Below are 16,885 nucleotides of genomic sequence, written 5' to 3'. Positions count from 1 at the left end.
CAACATTTTACGCAACTCTACCTTTCCCCATGCACGATTTTTAACTTTTTTCACTCTTTTATGTAATAATCTGTAATTCATAACATCTAATACGCAGAATATTCTAGGCAACCCTAATTACTGGTTTTATGTTCAATTCTTATGAAAACTATTGTTCTTCGTATCAATAAAGATTTACGGAACTATATATGTTATTTCATCAAACTCGGTATTTCAATACTTTTACTTATGATATACGGATCGGCATATACACAAAAAAAATATGATTTTCAGGTCAACATCAATGGAAAAGGAACACCGATGAATCTTATCACAGGATATAGCTGTAGTGGAGCGTATGGACAGAAACCGATTTTCGTGTTAGGCAGTAAATACGAAACGCTGGAAAAATCACAGCAAATTCTTTCCCAACAATATAAGTATGTAAAAAAGCTAACTTTACACAGTACCAACAGTAAGCATTTTAATATGTATGACCAGCCGATATGGTTTTTTTAACTAGACACATTTTTAAAATAACCCGATGACCAACAAAGAAAACTTTGAGATTATTTATAAAGAATATGCGCCGGCCATCCGCAAGTTATGCCTCAGTTATACTGGAGACCCAGATAATGCAGATGATTTAGTCCAAGAGACCTTCATTACTGTATGGAAAAAACTCGACGGTTTTCGCAATGATGCAAAATTAAGCACCTGGATCTACAGAATAGCGATCAATAATTGCTTGACGAGCATGCGAAAAAAGAATCAACATGTAAAAAAAATAACTGACTCAAACTACATCGATATACCCGAGGATTCAACGAATGAAAAAGTACAACAGATTGATCTGCTGTATAAATGTATCAGCAAACTAAAAGAAGCGGATAGAGTACTGATCACATTGGTATTAGATGAAAAACCTTATGAGCAAATAGCAGAAATTACGGGAATTACAGAGAATAATCTCCGTGTTAAAATCCATCGAATTAAAAAAGAATTAACTGAAATTTTCCATAAATATGCAAGACTTTAACGATTTACAACATCTTTGGAAACAGGATAGCAAACAACATATCTTGCGCCCAAAACGCCTGAGTAAGGTCAAAGACTTTCGTCAGGAATTAATAAGGAAAGAAATAACCTGTGCTGTGTTATTGCTTGTAACAGGATTAATTATTCTTGCGCTAGCATATTTCCTTGATTTTAGACACAAAACGCTGGCATTGTACACAGCGATGTTTATCGTATCCTGCCTTTGTTTTATACAGGCATCCTTAATGATGACCACTGTAGGTAAAATCAAAAAGATCAATGAAGTAGCTTTACCTACCGAGCATTTACAACAGTGGCAACAGTTTGATTCCTTTAGAAAGAAAAGAATTCATTGGAATATGCCCATTTATCATTTAATTCTCAGTATAGCAATCTCGATCTATCTTCGGGAAATCCTAGTGGGTGCCAGTTTCAACTATTATTTACTCACTTACCTTCCAACCTACAGCTGGATGCTATTTTCCTACTTTTATTTAGGCAAAAGAGAACTCGCTAAAATTGATCGATCCATCAACGAAGTTATTTTTGAATTACAAGAACTAGAACGACAATTCGGGAATTGAAAAATCGGATCGTGTTTGCTCCTTAAAAATACTTTCATAGCTCCATTTTTAATTGCAATTTCCTTAAAACAAGGTTATGATCACATCTAAAGCGAAAATATCCACCAAGGCGGAGTTTTTTTTGTCGCCAATATGACATCGGAAAGAGGGGCAACCCTTAAAAATAACCAACTGGTATTCAACTACATTTCTATTTTAAGAGTGCTAAAACTGCTTTTAAACAAAGAAAAATGTAAAATAAGTTTTGTAATTCTACCCAAAATTTCTACTTTTGTCGCGGAGAGTTGGCAGAGTGGTCGAATGCGGCGGTCTTGAAAACCGTTAACTGTCACAGGTTCGGGGGTTCGAATCCCTCACTCTCCGCAGAAAAAGCCTTTCAGAAATGAAAGGCTTTTTGCATTTTAGCCCAATCCGTCCCCTTACTCTTCTTAAGAACTAACCTCAAGTTTATATCCTTTACCACGTATAACCGTAATTTTGATAGTCGGATCAAACTCCAATTTTTTTCTAAGTTTTGATATAAACATATCTAGACTGCGCCCGACAATAATCCCCTCATCTTCCCAAATCTCTTTTTGCAGCCGGGTTCGTGCTATCGTCTGGTTAGGTGACAAGGCGAAAATATGCAACAGACGAGTTTCCGTTCCGGTGAGATCAATCGTGTTGTCATGAATGACCATTTCTCGCTCCTGCGGATTAAACAAAACTGACCCAAAGGCTAAAACAGAGTTATTTCGATCGTACAACACAGCACTTCGCCTCCGATCCGTTTTCAAAAAAATGAATCCAGCAAATACTAAAAACAACAGAATAATCAAAAAAAAGCTACTCGCTGCCGTGTTTATTCCGGTAGGTTTAAATTTAATGTTAACCATGTAACATCCTTTAGGTTGCAATCTTCCTCTGCAAGCAATAATATCATCTTTTTTATTACTGGAAATAGCATATCCATAAGCTACGCTTGAGTTGCCACAATTCAGGACGTTAACAACGTAATCACTGGCAAGAGGATCATTGACCAACAGGCGCTGAATAGCACTCACCAGCGAGTCCGGTTTAAAGGTGATTTCATTCTCAAACCTGATCTGATATTCATTTTCTTGAATCTTTTCAATCGGAAGCACTCTTGATCTACTGTCACCCGACTGTGTAAGCAGTTCATCCCCTATCCGCCGAAGCAAAACTTCTCTCCTGGCGCTATCAAAATCGTCTGTACCAGTCTTATCAAAAGCGATAAAGGCCATTGCAATAAACAAGAGCATTATCCCGCCATACAAGTACTTCCGGTTCCCTGAGAAAATATTTCGGCTTTCAGACATACGATTTACAATTTATTTACAAAGATTACATCACTATTTACAGTCTAAATCCCACTATATAAGTATCATCAACGTATTTTTGTTACATCACGCTAAAAAGGATACGAGAAAAAAGTTTGAACGGATCTAATTTACTGTGATAAATCGAATCTTCATTAAACTTTTAAAAATATGAAAAAAATTATCTATTTATTGGTCTTACCGCTTGCCATAGGAAGCGGCTTGGCATTTGCCAATCGCGAAATCAAAAATGAAACTTTTAAAAAATCGGCTGCGAAATCACGCACTCGTTCTGAAATGACCGCCGAAAGGAATAAATGGGAAGCGAGTCCTAATGGTATAAAGTTCAAAAAATGGCAAGAATCTCCCGAAGGCATAAAAGTACTTGACAACGCGGCGAAAATAAACAATCAGATAAAGAATTCTGCCGACATAGCCGCAGTTGTAACTTCGCTTTATCTTCCACTAGGAGCACAGTTAGGTTTCGGTGTGATGGTTAGAATTAATCGTGAAGACTATATTCTCAGTTTTGGCCTGGAAAATTCCAATGAATTTCAACAATTGCGAAGCTTGAAAGTAAACGACAAAATAACGATAAGGGGTCGTGGTGTCATGTACGCGCCTAAGTATTCGTATCCAATAGTAGCGGGCGACTATGTACAAAGAGATAACAAAATAATTTATAAACGCATACCTAACCAAGGCGCTTGCTGAGTAACGTAACAACCACTCCACAAGAAAAGCCTTTCAGCATTGAAGGGCTTTTTTGCAAACACAACTATTTGTACAAGAATTAAAATCACAACGAAAGTAACCTTGTTACTCAAATTAAGTCACCAAACCAACTCGATAAATTTCGACAGCCTAGCAACCGACCTAAATTGGATGAAAGGAAAAATAACAAGCGAATTAAACAAATCTGATCAACAACGAACAAACCAAAACACCAGGTAAAAAAACTGATTACCAACAGTTAAGAAAAAAAACACAGAAAGTATCTAAAAAAAACTTCAATTTTTTTTTAAAAAACACTGTGGAATCCATTCTTTTCTGCCATCATTATAAGGAGTAACAACAACGTGTTAACCTAAAGATGACGATCATGGCAGAATTAAATCAAAAAACGCAAGAAACGGGAAAGAAAAAAATAAGAAGCAGGAAAATGGCCCCTAAAGTAGATTTAACAGCGATGGTAGACCTCGCATTTCTTCTCATTACATTTTTTATGTTGACCACAACATTAAATAAACCATCTGCAATGGATATCGCCATGCCAGACAAAACTAAATCAGCTATAGAAAGTTCGGTTCTTATTGATGAAAACCGCACGGCAACTCTTATCCTGGGCGAAGGAAAATTCATGTGGTATCATGGGGATTTCAAAAAACCGATCAGCTCTTCACAAATACCGGTAGATATCGACAAAGGGCTCTCGGCTGTTATTGCACAGTTAAAAGCTAAGATTAGCACCATGCCCAATACAAAGGACATGATTGTATTGATTAAACCTAGCAAAGAAGCGCGCACGAAAGATGTTATTCAAACGATAGACCATTTGAAGGACCAGCATATCGCACGTTACGTAATCAGTAAAACGCAAATCGAAGAAGAAAAGCAATTGCTCGCTGCACTCCAGTAACATTGATTTAAACGATATCTTGTCCATGCTTTGAGATAACCTATTGAATGAGCCTTTCATAGGTAAAATCAATTAGTGATCAAAAAATGCGGAAATGCTTACTATTTGATCAAATATACAATAACAAGTTTACCGAAAGATCGTATGATCCATCGATCTTTCGGTAGATTCCAGGCGCGTAGCCTATATTATCTTTTATCCAGATTATTCCAATAACGTTCCACATTTTCTTTTACCTCAACCGGTAGGGATGCATAATTGTCCGAAAACGTTGTTTGGCTATAACCATCTGCTTCCTCTGCACGGAGACGGTAAAACTTATTCTTATAAAGAACTAGTCCAATACAGCTTAGCTGCTTTTGCAGGTCATCCTTTGGATGCCTTGAATAGATAAATAATGCATCCAATTTACCATCCCTATCCGCATCAAAAAATGCCTTTCGAGATTCCCAAACCGACGTAACAATCCCTTCTTCGGATATCAATTCATCAGCCATAAGCTGCCACATTCCATCGATCTGCTGAAATTGTTGTACATAAAGTTTGTCGGGATCAGCACCCCGTTCCTCTTTTGAAAAAACAATATAATTATCTTCTTTTGGAGTCTGAAGGCGTTCTACTTGTAACACACGCTTCCCCTTAAATGGAAAACCAGAAGACTGAAAATTTTCCTTATTGATCGAAATTGTTGTAACCTGTGCCTCAACAGCATAAAATCCCATCGATAATAGGATTAAAAGAACGTATTTTCCCATATGTTTTTCCCTTAGTATTGAGTCAATTTACTGACAATAAAAGAGAATTACAAAATTTCAACGAGACATCTTTACATCCAAGTGATGCGATTCTCTATAAATGTCACTACATTTAATCCAGATAAACATCATGAAAAAGTTTTTGATCCAGCTATAGGCCTTTATTCATGAGCATAGATCATACGCCGATGAAACAGGATATTCAGACACTCGATGACATTAAAGTATTAGTAGATCAATTCTATACGACGATACGTAAAGATACTTTGCTCGGACCTATTTTTAAAGAACGAATCCAAGACAATTGGGCTATACATCTTGAAAAGATGTATAGTTTCTGGCAGACTATCCTGCTGGATGAACATAGTTATTTCGGCAGCCCTTTTCCACCCCATATCAATTTACCCATTGATGCACAACACTTTGGTCAATGGCTCAATTTATTCGAAGCAACAGTAGATTGCTTATACAGTGGACAAAAGGCCGAAGAGGCCAAATGGCGTGCGCAGAAAATGGCCCAAATGTTTCAGTTCAAACTGGAATACCTGCAGGCCAATCCCAACAAGAAACCCTTGATCTAAAGTTGGCCTACAAAGCCCACTTGATCACATTGATAAATAAAAATTAATCCATAAAAAAAGCCCTTGGAAACTATCCAGGGCTTTTTTAGTTGATGTGATTCAATTTATGCTTTTTCTTCTTTTAAGGAAGTAGATTCTTTTTTGGGTTCCTTTTCTTCGAAACCTGAGCGTAAAATTTCATCCCATAAGGAAGAACTTACTCCAAAGCCTTTTTCGGGATCAGAATAATGATGCAACATATGGTGCTGCTTGATGCGTTTGAAAATGCCGCTTTTAAAATTAGCATGGTGCATCGCATAATGACATTCGTCATAGATCAAATACCCCACCATAAAACCTGAGAAAAAGCAGGCTAGGATAAACTCATTCGAGAAAAACAATGTAAAACCAAGATACACCAAAAGAGCGAGTGGAATACTCGCTGACAATGGCATCACCAAACGCATACGGTCTCTTGGGTAATCATGATGCACACCATGGAAAATAAAAGCAATTCGCTTTCCCCATTCCGTTGTCGGGTGAAAATGAAATACCCAACGATGTAATGCATATTCAAAAGCAGTCCAGAAAGCTAAACCAAAAATAAAATACCCCATGTATGTTAAGAAGGAAACCTCTCCCCAAACTAGCGCTTTATACGAAAAGAACACAACCACGGGTACATAGAAAATCAAAGGTACACTCCAATGCACCTTCGTCAAAGACTCTAAAAAGTCATTCTTGAACATGCGCGTAGATTCCGTAGAATTTGAAACATAATTACGCTTTGCCATAATACTATTTTTATTATTCCCTTACAAAAATAGATATTTTAAGCACAAATGAAGAAGGTTTCTGATGAGAAAAACAAAATAACTGACCTTTTTAATAAAAAGGTTAAACGACGATCATTACCCCGGTTAAGTTAAACCCTTTTTATTCCATCTCCTCCCCTAAATTTCACTCTTTTCGCTTCAATCACCTAAAATCTAAGCATCAGAAAATTGACAAATCCAAGACAGTTCACTTATTTAAAATTGACTGTTCCACCAGCCATTTTCTTTTCTACACGTTGTTCTGGTTTTCCATAAACATCAATGACGCCACCGCCACGTGTTTTGGTCTCGATGGAATCAGTAACATAAACATCCGCTTTACCACCACCATTGACGGTTACCACCGTGGTGTTCGTCTTAAAATCTTTTCCTTCATATTTACCGCCAAAATTCGAAATGATCTCCTGTTTGTTTGCCTTTCCATACAAAGCGATTGTAGCACCTGAGGTCACTTTTATTTCAGCTGTTTTTACCGCTGTATAGAGATCGACCAGACCACCTTCTGAAGCATATACTTTTAAGTGATCAGCAGCAACTGTATTATTTGTGGTCGCAAATACCTTGGCCCCTTTTTTTGCTTCCACATTGTTCAAACTCTTGTAATACACCTTCACAGAGATATTCCCCCCTTGCAGCATGTTCAACGTATTCATTTTCAAAACCAAGGATCCATTTGTGTTGACCACTTTAACATTCTCGTGATTCTGTCCTTCAAACGTCACCAAGGACTCGTCGGACTTAATCAACTCCACCTGAATCTTGTCTGTCGCTACAACCGAAGAAAAATCGCCAACATTTTGCTTCACCTGCCCAAACCCCATTTGGGCAATTAATAAAAGAATTACACTGGCTCCTAAAAATTTCATATTTACTTGACTTTTTATTGTTGTTCGTCAAAAAATAAGCCAATTCCTACTAAGAACAATATTTTTAACCTATTTTGACATAAAAAAATGCCCCCATAAAGTGTTTAACTTTTTGGGGGCACTAAAGACGTTTTTAAAATCTATTTTTTAGCTTATACTTATAGTTTGCTATTGACATCTACTGCATTCAAATCAGCGAACGCTTCTTTCAGACGAGCAACAAAAGTTTCTTCCCCTTTACGTAACCAAACGCGTGGATCGTAATATTTTTTATTCGGAGAATCAGCTCCTTCAGGATTACCGATTTGACCTTGCAAATAATCGTGGTTTTTCGCTTCATAGGCTCTCACACCATCCCAAAACGCCCATTGCATATCGGTATCAATGTTCATTTTGATTGCACCGTATGAAATCGCTTCTGCAATTTCTTCAGGAGATGAACCAGAACCACCGTGGAATACAAAGTTTACTGGTTTTTCAGCAGTAAGATTATATTTCTCACGAATATATTCTTGTGAATTGTGTAATATAACTGGTTGCAACTTCACATTACCTGGTTTGTAAACACCATGAACGTTACCAAATGCAGCTGCCACTGTAAATTTGTCAGATACTTTAGACAGTTCTTCAAAAGCATAGGCAACCTCTTCCGGCTGAGTATACAGTTTTGAACTATCTACATCCGAGTTGTCAACACCATCTTCTTCACCACCTGTAACACCCAACTCGATCTCCACGGTCATACCAAGTGGTTTCATACGTGCTAAGTATTTAGCTGAAATTTCAATATTTTCTTCAATTGGCTCTTCCGATAAATCCAACATGTGAGAAGAGAACAATGGTTTTCCGTGTTGCGCAAAGAATTTCTCGCCAGCGTCCAACAAACCGTCGATCCAAGGTAAAAGTTTCTTAGCTGCGTGATCTGTATGCAGAATAACCGCTACACCATAATGCTCAGCTAATAAATGAACATGTTGTGCTGCAGATACCGCTCCCAATACACAAGCTTGTAAATTATCGTTGTTCAAGGTTTTACCAGCGTAGAATTGCGCTCCACCATTTGACAATTGAATAATTACAGGAGAATTTACTGCTTTCGCAGTTTCCATAACCGCATTGATAGAGTTTGTTCCGATAATGTTTACCGCAGGCAAAGCAAACTTATGTTTCTTCGCTACCTCAAACAACTCTTGTACTTGATCTCCTGTCAATACACCTTTAAAATCTTTTAGGCTCATATTTCTGTTATTGATTTATTTTAATCTTTCATTATACTTGAAGCTACTAAATTATTAAAAATTATTATTACTTCCTAATTTTTATAGTGTACTAAATACACTATCAATCCATAGGGAATATAGAATCTTAACAAATCATAAACCTCTGATTATTCCTTTGAATAGAATAGTCCACTTGTCCCTATTTTTCCCAATACCATGAACAACAGGATATCCGCAATTATCATTGGATCACAGATAAGGCATCTTGAATGTGTTCAGAAATACGAATTATTTTAAATATTGTGTCGAGATTGATTAAATTTGGATTCACCAAATTGTCACTATTATGCTACAGGTATACGGTATCAAAAATTGTAACACAGTAAAAAAAGCACTTACATGGTTGGAAGACAACAATATCCCCTTTCAATTTCATGACTTCAAAAAAGAAGGTGTCAGTGAGGATAAATTAAAAGAATGGGAAACACAGGTAGACTGGCAGGCCTTAGTGAATAAAAAGGGAACTACATGGAAAAAACTATCTCCGGAAACTCAAGAACAAGTCGTAGACAGTAATAGCGCCAATAAGGTGCTTCAGGAAAACACGAGTATGATTAAACGTCCCGTTATTGAATACAATAAAGGCATATTACTTGGTTTTAATGAAACAGAGTACGTAACAAATTTAAAATAGTTCCAGAAAGCTCCCTGGAATGGAGGTCTTAAAAAGCCTCCAATTGTACCAAATACACCTTTAAAGTCCCCCTTTTTCCCTTAACTTTTAAGACGTCGTTTTCGTTTTTTTTGGCTCAATGTACTTTTCATTGTATATTGGAGCAAATAAACATAATTTAAGTAAACGTATGATGAAAAGAATTGCACTGGCTTCTTTAAGCCTTGTTGCGTTGAGCTATGCTTATCCGGCCTTTGCACAGGAGAAAACATCCAATTATAGCTATACTGAGGCCTTTGCACCCTTGTTTTTTAAAAATAATGGTAACGAATATCGTTCCGCAGCCGGAAAACCGGGCCCTGCCTACTGGCAAAATGCAGCCGATTATAAAATTCAGGCTTCCCTGAATGATCAAAATGATCAAATTACAGGAGCTGTTGAGATTACTTATAGTAACAATAGTCCGGACAATATGAACTATCTGTGGTTGCAGTTAGATCAAAATATGTTTTCACAACATGGCCGTGGTCAATTGATCTCCCCCTTGACCGACAGCCGTTACGGTGATGGCAACTCCACTTTTGATGGTGGATATCAGATACAATCGGTTACGGACGTAAACGGAAATACGATCGAACATATTATTGACGATACCCGCATGCAGCTTCGACTTCCGACGGCATTAAAGAGCAAGGGCGGAAAAATAACTTTTAAGATTAAATACCAATACACCGTTCCTAAATATGGAGCTGATCGTACCGGTATACTTGATACAAAAAACGGAAAAATCTATGCCATTGCACAATGGTTCCCAAGACTGTGTGTCTATGACGACATTAGAGGTTGGAATACGCTTCCTTATACAGGACCAGGAGAGTTCTATCGTGAATTCGGAAATTACCAGGTTGAGATCACTACTCCAGCAAACCACATGGTTGTCTTGGGTGGCGAATTGTTAAACCCACAGGAAGTATTTACAGCTGAGCAACTCAAACGATACCAACAGGCACAACGTAGCGATGAAACCGTAATCATCCGCTCCGCCGAAGAAGTTACCGCAAAAAACTCCAGACCTGACAAGAAAACCTTAACCTGGAAATATCAACTTAATAATGCGCAAGACATTGCCTGGGCCTCCTCTACGGCATTTATAGTAGATGGTGCGAAGATCAATCTGCCCAGCGGAAAAAAATCCCTTGCTTTGTCAGCCTATCCAATTGAAAGTAACAGTAACAATGCCTGGGAACGCTCGACAGAATATACAAAAGCCGCAATTGAAATCTATTCAAAAAGCTGGTTTGAATATCCTTACCCTGTAGCTGTGAATGTAGCTTCCAATGTTGGTGGAATGGAATACCCAGCCTTGTCGTTCTGTGGCAATCGGGCCAAAGCAGGTTCACTTTGGGGGGTTACTAACCACGAGTTTGGTCACAATTGGTTCCCAATGATTGTCGCATCCAACGAACGTGAACATGGCTGGATGGATGAAGGCTTCAATACATTTATTAACGAACTCGCTACAAAGGAATTCAATAATGGTGAATATTACCGTAATCAGGCGAGCAGATCCTACATCTTTACTGCCCGTAATCTTGAACCGATCATGAGTACTCCGCAAAACATGAAAGAACGTAATATTGGTGCTTTGGTCTACTATAAGCCAGCTTATGGACTGAAATTATTGCGAAACGAAATCATCGGTCCTGAGCGCTTCGATTACGCTTTTAAAAAATATATCCAAGAATGGGCTTACAAACACCCTACTCCAGAGGATTTCTTCAAAGCCATTGAAAACGGTGCTGGAGAAAACCTAAACTGGTTCTGGCGCGGGTGGTTTGTCAACAACTGGCAAATGGACCAAGGTATAAAATCAGTATCCTATGTCAACAACGAGCCAAAATTTGGCGCACTTGTCACCGTGGAAAATCTCGAAAAATTACCGATGCCAGTTATTATTGAAGCGACAACCGTATCGGGCAAGAAGATCCGAAAAAAACTACCGGTGGAAATCTGGGAAAGAAACGATGTATGGCAATTTAAAATACCGACCACAGAATCATTGCAATCCGTACAGTTAGATCCAGACATGGTTATGCCAGACAAGAATCCAGACAATAATTCGTGGAAAGCAAATTAGCAAATTTTCAAAATCTATTCGTTATTTTTGGCTAGAGAACAATCATGAACGTACGGCGTAAACAAAACAGCAAATATCCTGTTCATTCATAGATTGAAAATACATAACTATATTTATTCGCATGAAAATCTTACAAACGATTCTAAGCTGCTTACTTATTACGCTAATGAGTGGACATCTTGTTGCACAGGAAAAAACCAAGGGGATTATTATGGAACTTGTCAGCGGTGAGAAAATCGAGGCTGCACAGATCCAAAATTTAAGAACCAAGGTTGAAGTACAGACCAATAGAGATGGCTCCTTTGCTATTGACGCCAATATAAACGACCTCTTGTTGATCAAGGCCGTCGGATACGAACAGGATACAGTCTTCATTTATGATACAAGCTTACGCAGAATCTATTTGAACAGAATGAATAATGTTATCGAACTGAGTGAAGTTGTCGTCGAACGGATGACAGACAGCAGACTTGCTGCTGAAATCCAGCGCGAGAAGACTTTAGGAAAGTATTCTGACGCCAGTCAAAATCGCGGTGGAGTACGGATTTCTCCAAGCCGCATATTTAGCAAAGAGGGAAAACAAGCCCGTTCAAACTATAAACTTCTGGTCGATGAACTCGAAAAAAGAGCAGTTGATCGAAAATTCACAGAAAACCTGATCAAAGAATTGACTCCGCTAAATGGTTCGGATCTAGCCCTGTTTAAGGAACGATTTAGACCATCTTATAAATTTATCCAAAACAGTAGCCAAGAGACGCTGAAGGTCTATATCATGGATAGTTATAAAAAATTTAACGAGAAAAAATAAAAAACATACACTTTTATCACGTGATTGTCAGAAGGTTTTAAACTGTAATAATTTTTATTTCAGTTTAAAACCTTTTCTGTTACTTTGTGTTATAATTTAGAAAAATCAGCATAGGATGTTACACAACTTGAGGTTCGCAACAGCATTACACATTATGGTTCTGGCACAGTTAGAGGAGGCAGATCAATGGCTTTCTTCTGAATATATTGCGTCAAGCATTCAGGTCAATGCAAGTGTGGTTCGCAAAGAAATTGCATCTCTTAAAACAGCATCTTTACTCACGAGTAAAGAAGGTAAGGGCGGCGGTATTCGCATAAATCCCGAGAATCCAACGATTACCTTGGCTGATATTTATATCAGCACCAAGCAAAGCGATTTCGGCGGGAAATTTAACAATCCCAATCCGGCCTGTGTTGTTGGCAAAAATATCAACTCCAAACTCCAGGATCTGTATCAGGAAGTCGACACTGATATTGTACAGCGTTTGGAAAAGATAACCCTAGCTGATTTTAGCAAAACATTTAATTAAAGGAAACATGAAAGTAGCAGTAATTGGATCCACAGGATACGTAGGATCTCATCTCGTAAAAGAATTGGTAGACCGCAACTATGACGTCGTTGCAATCGCCCGCCACACCGAAAATATTCCATCGACTGAAAAAGTAACCAAACTCCAAGTAGATATCAATGATAATAATCAATTGGTTTCTGCTCTAAAAGGTGTTGATGTTGTTGTTTCGGCTTTCAATGCCGGATGGACCAACCCTAATCTTTATGAAGATTTTACAAAAGGTGCATTGGCAATCCAACAGGCTGTTAAGGATGCCGGTATCAATCGTTTCATTGTTATTGGTGGTGCAGGAAGTTTATTGATTGATGGAAATAGACTGGTCGATTCACCGGATTTTCCAAAAGAAATTAAGCCTGGGGCTTTAGCTGCAGCAGATTACCTGAAAACCATCCAAAAAGAAGATCAACTTACCTGGACCATGTTTAGTCCTGCTATAGAAATGAATTCCCATGCTGGTGGAACCCGTACAGGAAAATACCGTACAGGCCTTGATGCTCCTGTATTTGACCAGGAAGGTCGATCTAGGTTATCAGTAGAGGATCTTGCTGTAGCAATAGCAGACGAAATTGAGAACAAACAATTCCTCAATAAACGCTTTACAGCAGCATATTAGTACCCAAACAAGCATTTGATTCAGATTTTATTACAAAAGGGAGGAGCAATCTTCCCTTTTTTCATTGAGATCATTTATATTTGACATTAATTAAACAATTAAAAAGCTAAATAATCGTAAAGAATTAATCCTATGCTATTTAAAAAATCGATTCCTCAACTCATTGCTGAAGCAAATGAAAATGGTGAACACACGCTAAAGAGGACACTGTCCAGCTCGGGCCTTATCGCCCTCGGTGTTGGGGCCATCATTGGGGCAGGACTTTTCTCCCTAACAGGAATTGCCGCTGCTGAAAATGCAGGGCCAGCTGTTATCCTATCTTTCATTATCGCAGCAGTAGGCTGTGGGTTCGCAGGTCTTTGTTATGCCGAATTTGCCTCTATGATTCCTGTTGCAGGAAGTGCTTACACGTATTCCTATGCCACAATGGGTGAATTTGTCGCCTGGATTATCGGCTGGGATCTCGTCCTCGAATATGCACTAGCAGGAGCTACAGTAGCCGTCAGCTGGTCCCAATATTTCAACCAGCTCCTGATGATATTCCACATCCAACTCCCCGATACCCTACTCAAAGGCCCTTGGGAAGGTGGCGTGGTTAACTTACCTGCGATCATTATTGTTTGTTTACTCTCGCTATTGCTGATGCGTGGCACACAGGAATCATCCCGTGTAAACAATATTTTGGTAATTCTAAAAGTCGGCGTCGTATTGATTTTTATCGCCTTGGGTTGGAGTTTTATCAATCCTGCAAACCACGATCCATTTATTCCTGTAAATGCAGGTGAAGAGCTTGTAAAAAGTGGGCAACAAAGCTTCTGGTCATTTCTAAAGAGTGATGACTTTGGCCACTTTGGCATCAGCGGTGTATTGCGTGCTGCAGGCGTTGTATTTTTTGCATTCATCGGTTTTGACGCGGTGAGTACAGCTGCCCAAGAAGCAAAAAATCCAAAAAAAGGTATGCCTATAGGTATCATCGGTTCATTAATAATCTGTACACTTTTGTATGTTTTATTCTCCTACGTAATGACCGGAATCGAACATTACACGATGTTTAAGGGGGACGCTAAGCCAGTTGCGACAGCTTTTGCCAGAACAGGCTACCATTTCTTAAATACAGCGTTGATTATTACGATTATTGCAGGATACACTTCAGTTATTCTCGTGATGTTACTTGGTCAGAGCCGCGTATTTTATTCGATGAGTAAGGATGGTTTGCTTCCAAAGATATTCTCAGACTTATCCAAAAGACAGACTCCTTGGAAAACAAACGCTATTTTCATGGTATTCGTCAGTATATTCGCAGGTTTCGTTCCAGTTTCAGACCTTGGCCATATGGTAAGTATCGGTACCTTATTTGCCTTCACCCTCGTATGTGTGGGTATTTTAGTACTACGTAAAACAGACCCCAATTTGGAGCGCCCATTTAAAACACCACTGGTTCCTTTCGTTCCGATCATGGGAATCTTGGTCTGTATTTTAATGATGGCTTCATTGCCAATAGAAAGCTGGGAGCGTTTGGCCGTCTGGCTTGGTATAGGCTTATTGATTTATTTTGTATACGGCAAAAAACATAGTGTCATTAGAAAACAACATCAGAACCAACAATAAGCTGGTTAAACATAAAAAAGGCTTCTTTATAGAGAAGCCTTTTTTATGTTTAAGAAATCGAATAGCGCATTCCCTCTATAACGCGCTCAGTTTAAAATAGCCATTCGCAATGGTATCTTCTTCCAAACCGGTCTTTGGGGTAATTTGAATACTATACTGCTCTTTATCACGAGGTAATAGCAAATCTTCGATCTCATAAATATCATCAACATCCAAACCATACTTATCATCGATGTGTGCCGAACTGTGGTGCTTCCAAAAAACAGTTCGTTTTGCCTTTTCAGTAGCCTTGGCCAAACTCGATGCAACAATAAGCTCTTTGTAATGGAACTCATCAAATTCATTCGGTTTGTATCCCCCTAAATTAACAAAAAACAATTTCACTTCCGAATCAACAGCCTGTCCATTCCCCCTTTCAGTAACCTTAATTTCATATTCCCCGATCTTATGGACAATACGGTAGGCATCAATATGGATTTTACCATCAGCCTCAGGCCAAAAATCTTTAATGGGATCAACAAAATCCTTGAGCTCATTCCCAATGCCAAAGAAAATGTCATGCTGTTCTGTCCGTCTATTTTTCGGCTTACAACCGATCAAAATCATAAATAACTTCATAGTCAAAAACCAGTCTTTCAATGTCCATACTAGAATATCCAGTTTATTTTTCAGCGATGTTTATGCGTACGAATCATGGATATTTCATAACTTAAGCCCTATAAAAAATAAAAATAACTATTATCCACCACATTTAACATACATTATAACTTCACAATGCACAAAATATTCCTATCATTTACGTTACTATTCTTATCATTACTGTCCTTTGGACAAAAAGCCGCTACCGATAAAAAACTCGAATCACAGATAAAACAGCTCATTCAGGGTTTTCAAGGCGATGTTGGCATTTATGTACACCATCTTAAAAAAAATAAAGAAGTCAACATTCAGGGCGACAGCATTTTCCCTACAGCAAGCATTGTCAAAATCCCCATTTTAGTCGGTATCTTTGATAAAATTGAAAAAGGTGAACTACAACTTGATCAGCAACTACTCTACCGTTCGAGTCAACGCTATGGTGGCTCAGGACTGATGCAGTTCTTTAAGGATAGTACACAAGTTGACCTGAAAACCTTGGTCGCACTTATGCTATCGTATAGTGATAATGTAACCAGCATTTGGAATCAAAAGCTAGCAGGAGGAGGTATCGCAATCAATCAATTAATGAGTAGCCTTCAACTGCCCCATACACGTGTCAACTCGCAGACAGAGGGGCGGAAACCAGATTGGGAAAAATATGGCTGGGGCCAGACTACACCAAAAGAAATGGCCGACTTGGTCACACTAATCCGACAAGGCAAAGTTGTGTCCTCAAAATCTTCCGATCAGATGTATCGTTTTATGGGCAACATGTTCTATGACGAGAGAGGGCTATCGCAAATCCCTTCCACTATCAAAACAGCTTCAAAAACAGGCTCTTTAGATGACGTACGCAATGAGGTCATTTTGGTCAATGCGCCGAAAGGAGATTACGTTTTCAGTATTTTCACCAAGAACAACACGGACAAAAGCTGGGGTAAAACAAATGAAGCAGAGGCACTGACCCGTAAGCTCTCCAAATTGTTATGGGATTATTACCAATAAGCGTATTGAAGTCAATATGATAACGATATGATATA

At 38.5% G+C, this 16,885-nt stretch carries 19 protein-coding genes and 1 tRNA gene; 14 read left to right on the top strand and 6 right to left on the bottom strand.

The annotated features are described in order from the left end of the window. Nucleotides 1–228: 228 nt before the first annotated feature. From B3P16_RS11455 to B3P16_RS11440, 4 genes are all read left to right on the top strand, one after another. Nucleotides 229–498 (top strand): hypothetical protein, encoded by a 270-nt coding sequence (locus tag B3P16_RS11455; RefSeq protein WP_286843032.1) that lies wholly within the window; start codon nt 229–231, stop codon nt 496–498. 25 nt (nt 499–523) lie between these two features. Continuing rightward, nucleotides 524–1,018, top strand: a complete 495-nt coding sequence (locus tag B3P16_RS11450) for an RNA polymerase sigma factor (RefSeq protein WP_112375585.1) — start codon at nt 524–526, stop codon at nt 1,016–1,018. Then, nucleotides 1,005–1,601, top strand: coding sequence for a hypothetical protein (locus B3P16_RS11445; RefSeq protein WP_286843030.1), 597 nt, complete (start codon nt 1,005–1,007; stop codon nt 1,599–1,601). The genes B3P16_RS11450 and B3P16_RS11445 overlap by 14 nt, the downstream gene beginning before the upstream one ends. Nucleotides 1,602–1,879: 278 nt before the next feature. Then, nucleotides 1,880–1,964: transfer RNA gene (locus B3P16_RS11440), tRNA-Ser, on the top strand. Nucleotides 1,965–2,029: 65 nt separating this feature from the next. Here the strand turns inward: B3P16_RS11440 and B3P16_RS11435 are convergent. Beyond that, on the bottom strand, nt 2,030–2,920 hold the full coding sequence (locus B3P16_RS11435) for a winged helix-turn-helix domain-containing protein (RefSeq protein ID WP_286843027.1): 891 nt from the start codon (nt 2,918–2,920) through the stop codon (nt 2,030–2,032). A 171-nt stretch (nt 2,921–3,091) separates the two neighbouring features. Here B3P16_RS11435 and B3P16_RS11430 point away from each other — a divergent pair, with 171 nt between their 5' ends. Both B3P16_RS11430 and B3P16_RS11425 read left to right on the top strand, forming a co-directional pair. Further along, a complete protein-coding gene (locus B3P16_RS11430; protein WP_286802675.1) occupies nt 3,092–3,634 on the top strand; it encodes a hypothetical protein in 543 nt (180 codons plus the stop codon). Nucleotides 3,635–4,022: 388 nt separating this feature from the next. After that, a complete protein-coding gene (locus B3P16_RS11425) occupies nt 4,023–4,559 on the top strand; it encodes an ExbD/TolR family protein (RefSeq protein ID WP_070566193.1) in 537 nt (178 codons plus the stop codon). A gap of 188 nt (nt 4,560–4,747) precedes the next feature. Here B3P16_RS11425 and B3P16_RS11420 read toward each other — a convergent pair whose 3' ends face one another. Beyond that, entirely contained in the window at nt 4,748–5,314 is a 567-nt protein-coding gene (locus B3P16_RS11420; protein WP_286802676.1) for a hypothetical protein, read from the bottom strand. Between the two features lie 167 nt (nt 5,315–5,481). Here B3P16_RS11420 and B3P16_RS11415 point away from each other — a divergent pair, with 167 nt between their 5' ends. Then, complete coding sequence (locus tag B3P16_RS11415) at nt 5,482–5,895, top strand: group III truncated hemoglobin (RefSeq protein ID WP_286766970.1); 414 nt, start codon at nt 5,482–5,484, stop codon at nt 5,893–5,895. Nucleotides 5,896–5,999: 104 nt separating this feature from the next. Here the strand turns inward: B3P16_RS11415 and B3P16_RS11410 are convergent, their stop codons facing one another. The 3 genes from B3P16_RS11410 to fbaA all read right to left on the bottom strand — a co-directional run bounded on the left by B3P16_RS11410 (nt 6,000) and on the right by fbaA (nt 8,814). Then, complete coding sequence (locus B3P16_RS11410; RefSeq protein WP_236585996.1) at nt 6,000–6,668, bottom strand: sterol desaturase family protein; 669 nt, start codon at nt 6,666–6,668, stop codon at nt 6,000–6,002. A 233-nt stretch (nt 6,669–6,901) separates the two neighbouring features. After that, nucleotides 6,902–7,576 (bottom strand): head GIN domain-containing protein, encoded by a 675-nt coding sequence (locus tag B3P16_RS11405; RefSeq protein ID WP_286843025.1) that lies wholly within the window; start codon nt 7,574–7,576, stop codon nt 6,902–6,904. 158 nt (nt 7,577–7,734) lie between these two features. Beyond that, nucleotides 7,735–8,814, bottom strand: coding sequence for a class II fructose-bisphosphate aldolase (fbaA, locus tag B3P16_RS11400; protein ID WP_046672381.1), 1,080 nt, complete (start codon nt 8,812–8,814; stop codon nt 7,735–7,737). A gap of 328 nt (nt 8,815–9,142) precedes the next feature. Here fbaA and B3P16_RS11395 point away from each other — a divergent pair, with 328 nt between their 5' ends. From B3P16_RS11395 to B3P16_RS11370, 6 genes are all read left to right on the top strand, one after another. Continuing rightward, on the top strand, nt 9,143–9,490 hold the full coding sequence (locus B3P16_RS11395) for an ArsC family reductase (protein ID WP_070566141.1): 348 nt from the start codon (nt 9,143–9,145) through the stop codon (nt 9,488–9,490). Between the two features lie 169 nt (nt 9,491–9,659). Continuing rightward, on the top strand, nt 9,660–11,606 hold the full coding sequence (locus tag B3P16_RS11390) for a M1 family metallopeptidase (protein ID WP_239468752.1): 1,947 nt from the start codon (nt 9,660–9,662) through the stop codon (nt 11,604–11,606). 166 nt (nt 11,607–11,772) lie between these two features. Beyond that, nucleotides 11,773–12,414, top strand: a complete 642-nt coding sequence (locus B3P16_RS11385) for a hypothetical protein (protein WP_286766967.1) — start codon at nt 11,773–11,775, stop codon at nt 12,412–12,414. A 115-nt stretch (nt 12,415–12,529) separates the two neighbouring features. Beyond that, a complete protein-coding gene (locus tag B3P16_RS11380; RefSeq protein WP_286843022.1) occupies nt 12,530–12,943 on the top strand; it encodes an RrF2 family transcriptional regulator in 414 nt (137 codons plus the stop codon). A gap of 7 nt (nt 12,944–12,950) precedes the next feature. Further along, complete coding sequence (locus B3P16_RS11375) at nt 12,951–13,598, top strand: NAD(P)-dependent oxidoreductase (RefSeq protein ID WP_070566149.1); 648 nt, start codon at nt 12,951–12,953, stop codon at nt 13,596–13,598. 132 nt (nt 13,599–13,730) lie between these two features. Further along, nucleotides 13,731–15,206 carry an amino acid permease gene (locus tag B3P16_RS11370; protein ID WP_046672387.1) on the top strand — a complete coding sequence of 492 codons (1,476 nt, stop codon included), beginning with the start codon at nt 13,731–13,733 and terminating at the stop codon, nt 15,204–15,206. A gap of 75 nt (nt 15,207–15,281) precedes the next feature. Here B3P16_RS11370 and B3P16_RS11365 read toward each other — a convergent pair whose 3' ends face one another. Continuing rightward, a complete protein-coding gene (locus B3P16_RS11365) occupies nt 15,282–15,824 on the bottom strand; it encodes a DUF1543 domain-containing protein (protein ID WP_046672388.1) in 543 nt (180 codons plus the stop codon). Between the two features lie 156 nt (nt 15,825–15,980). Between B3P16_RS11365 and B3P16_RS11360 the strand changes: the two genes are divergently transcribed. Then, nucleotides 15,981–16,850 (top strand): serine hydrolase, encoded by an 870-nt coding sequence (locus B3P16_RS11360; protein ID WP_070566153.1) that lies wholly within the window; start codon nt 15,981–15,983, stop codon nt 16,848–16,850. Nucleotides 16,851–16,885: the final 35 nt, after the last annotated feature.

Source organism: Sphingobacterium sp. UBA7631, assembly GCF_002483935.1.
In the GTDB taxonomy this organism is placed as follows: domain Bacteria; phylum Bacteroidota; class Bacteroidia; order Sphingobacteriales; family Sphingobacteriaceae; genus Sphingobacterium; species Sphingobacterium multivorum.
This window is presented reverse-complemented; position numbering and strand designations above follow the sequence as displayed.

Bases quoted from the DNA above. Each gene is read 5' to 3' on its own strand.
- B3P16_RS11425 (WP_070566193.1), top strand. From the start codon at position 4,023: ATGGCAGAATTAAATCAAAAAACGCAAGAAACGGGAAAGAAAAAAATA.
- B3P16_RS11445 (WP_286843030.1), top strand. From the start codon at position 1,005: ATGCAAGACTTTAACGATTTACAACATCTTTGGAAACAGGATAGCAAA.
- B3P16_RS11410 (WP_236585996.1), bottom strand. From the start codon at position 6,668: ATGGCAAAGCGTAATTATGTTTCAAATTCTACGGAATCTACGCGCATG.
- B3P16_RS11375 (WP_070566149.1), top strand. From the start codon at position 12,951: ATGAAAGTAGCAGTAATTGGATCCACAGGATACGTAGGATCTCATCTC.
- B3P16_RS11390 (WP_239468752.1), top strand. From the start codon at position 9,660: ATGATGAAAAGAATTGCACTGGCTTCTTTAAGCCTTGTTGCGTTGAGC.
- B3P16_RS11415 (WP_286766970.1), top strand. From the start codon at position 5,482: ATGAGCATAGATCATACGCCGATGAAACAGGATATTCAGACACTCGAT.
- B3P16_RS11420 (WP_286802676.1), bottom strand. From the start codon at position 5,314: ATGGGAAAATACGTTCTTTTAATCCTATTATCGATGGGATTTTATGCT.
- B3P16_RS11365 (WP_046672388.1), bottom strand. From the start codon at position 15,824: ATGAAGTTATTTATGATTTTGATCGGTTGTAAGCCGAAAAATAGACGG.
- fbaA (WP_046672381.1), bottom strand. From the start codon at position 8,814: ATGAGCCTAAAAGATTTTAAAGGTGTATTGACAGGAGATCAAGTACAA.
- B3P16_RS11450 (WP_112375585.1), top strand. From the start codon at position 524: ATGACCAACAAAGAAAACTTTGAGATTATTTATAAAGAATATGCGCCG.
- B3P16_RS11430 (WP_286802675.1), top strand. From the start codon at position 3,092: ATGAAAAAAATTATCTATTTATTGGTCTTACCGCTTGCCATAGGAAGC.
- B3P16_RS11435 (WP_286843027.1), bottom strand. From the start codon at position 2,920: ATGTCTGAAAGCCGAAATATTTTCTCAGGGAACCGGAAGTACTTGTAT.
- B3P16_RS11455 (WP_286843032.1), top strand. From the start codon at position 229: ATGATATACGGATCGGCATATACACAAAAAAAATATGATTTTCAGGTC.
- B3P16_RS11395 (WP_070566141.1), top strand. From the start codon at position 9,143: ATGCTACAGGTATACGGTATCAAAAATTGTAACACAGTAAAAAAAGCA.
- B3P16_RS11385 (WP_286766967.1), top strand. From the start codon at position 11,773: ATGAGTGGACATCTTGTTGCACAGGAAAAAACCAAGGGGATTATTATG.
- B3P16_RS11360 (WP_070566153.1), top strand. From the start codon at position 15,981: ATGCACAAAATATTCCTATCATTTACGTTACTATTCTTATCATTACTG.
- B3P16_RS11370 (WP_046672387.1), top strand. From the start codon at position 13,731: ATGCTATTTAAAAAATCGATTCCTCAACTCATTGCTGAAGCAAATGAA.
- B3P16_RS11380 (WP_286843022.1), top strand. From the start codon at position 12,530: ATGTTACACAACTTGAGGTTCGCAACAGCATTACACATTATGGTTCTG.
- B3P16_RS11405 (WP_286843025.1), bottom strand. From the start codon at position 7,576: ATGAAATTTTTAGGAGCCAGTGTAATTCTTTTATTAATTGCCCAAATG.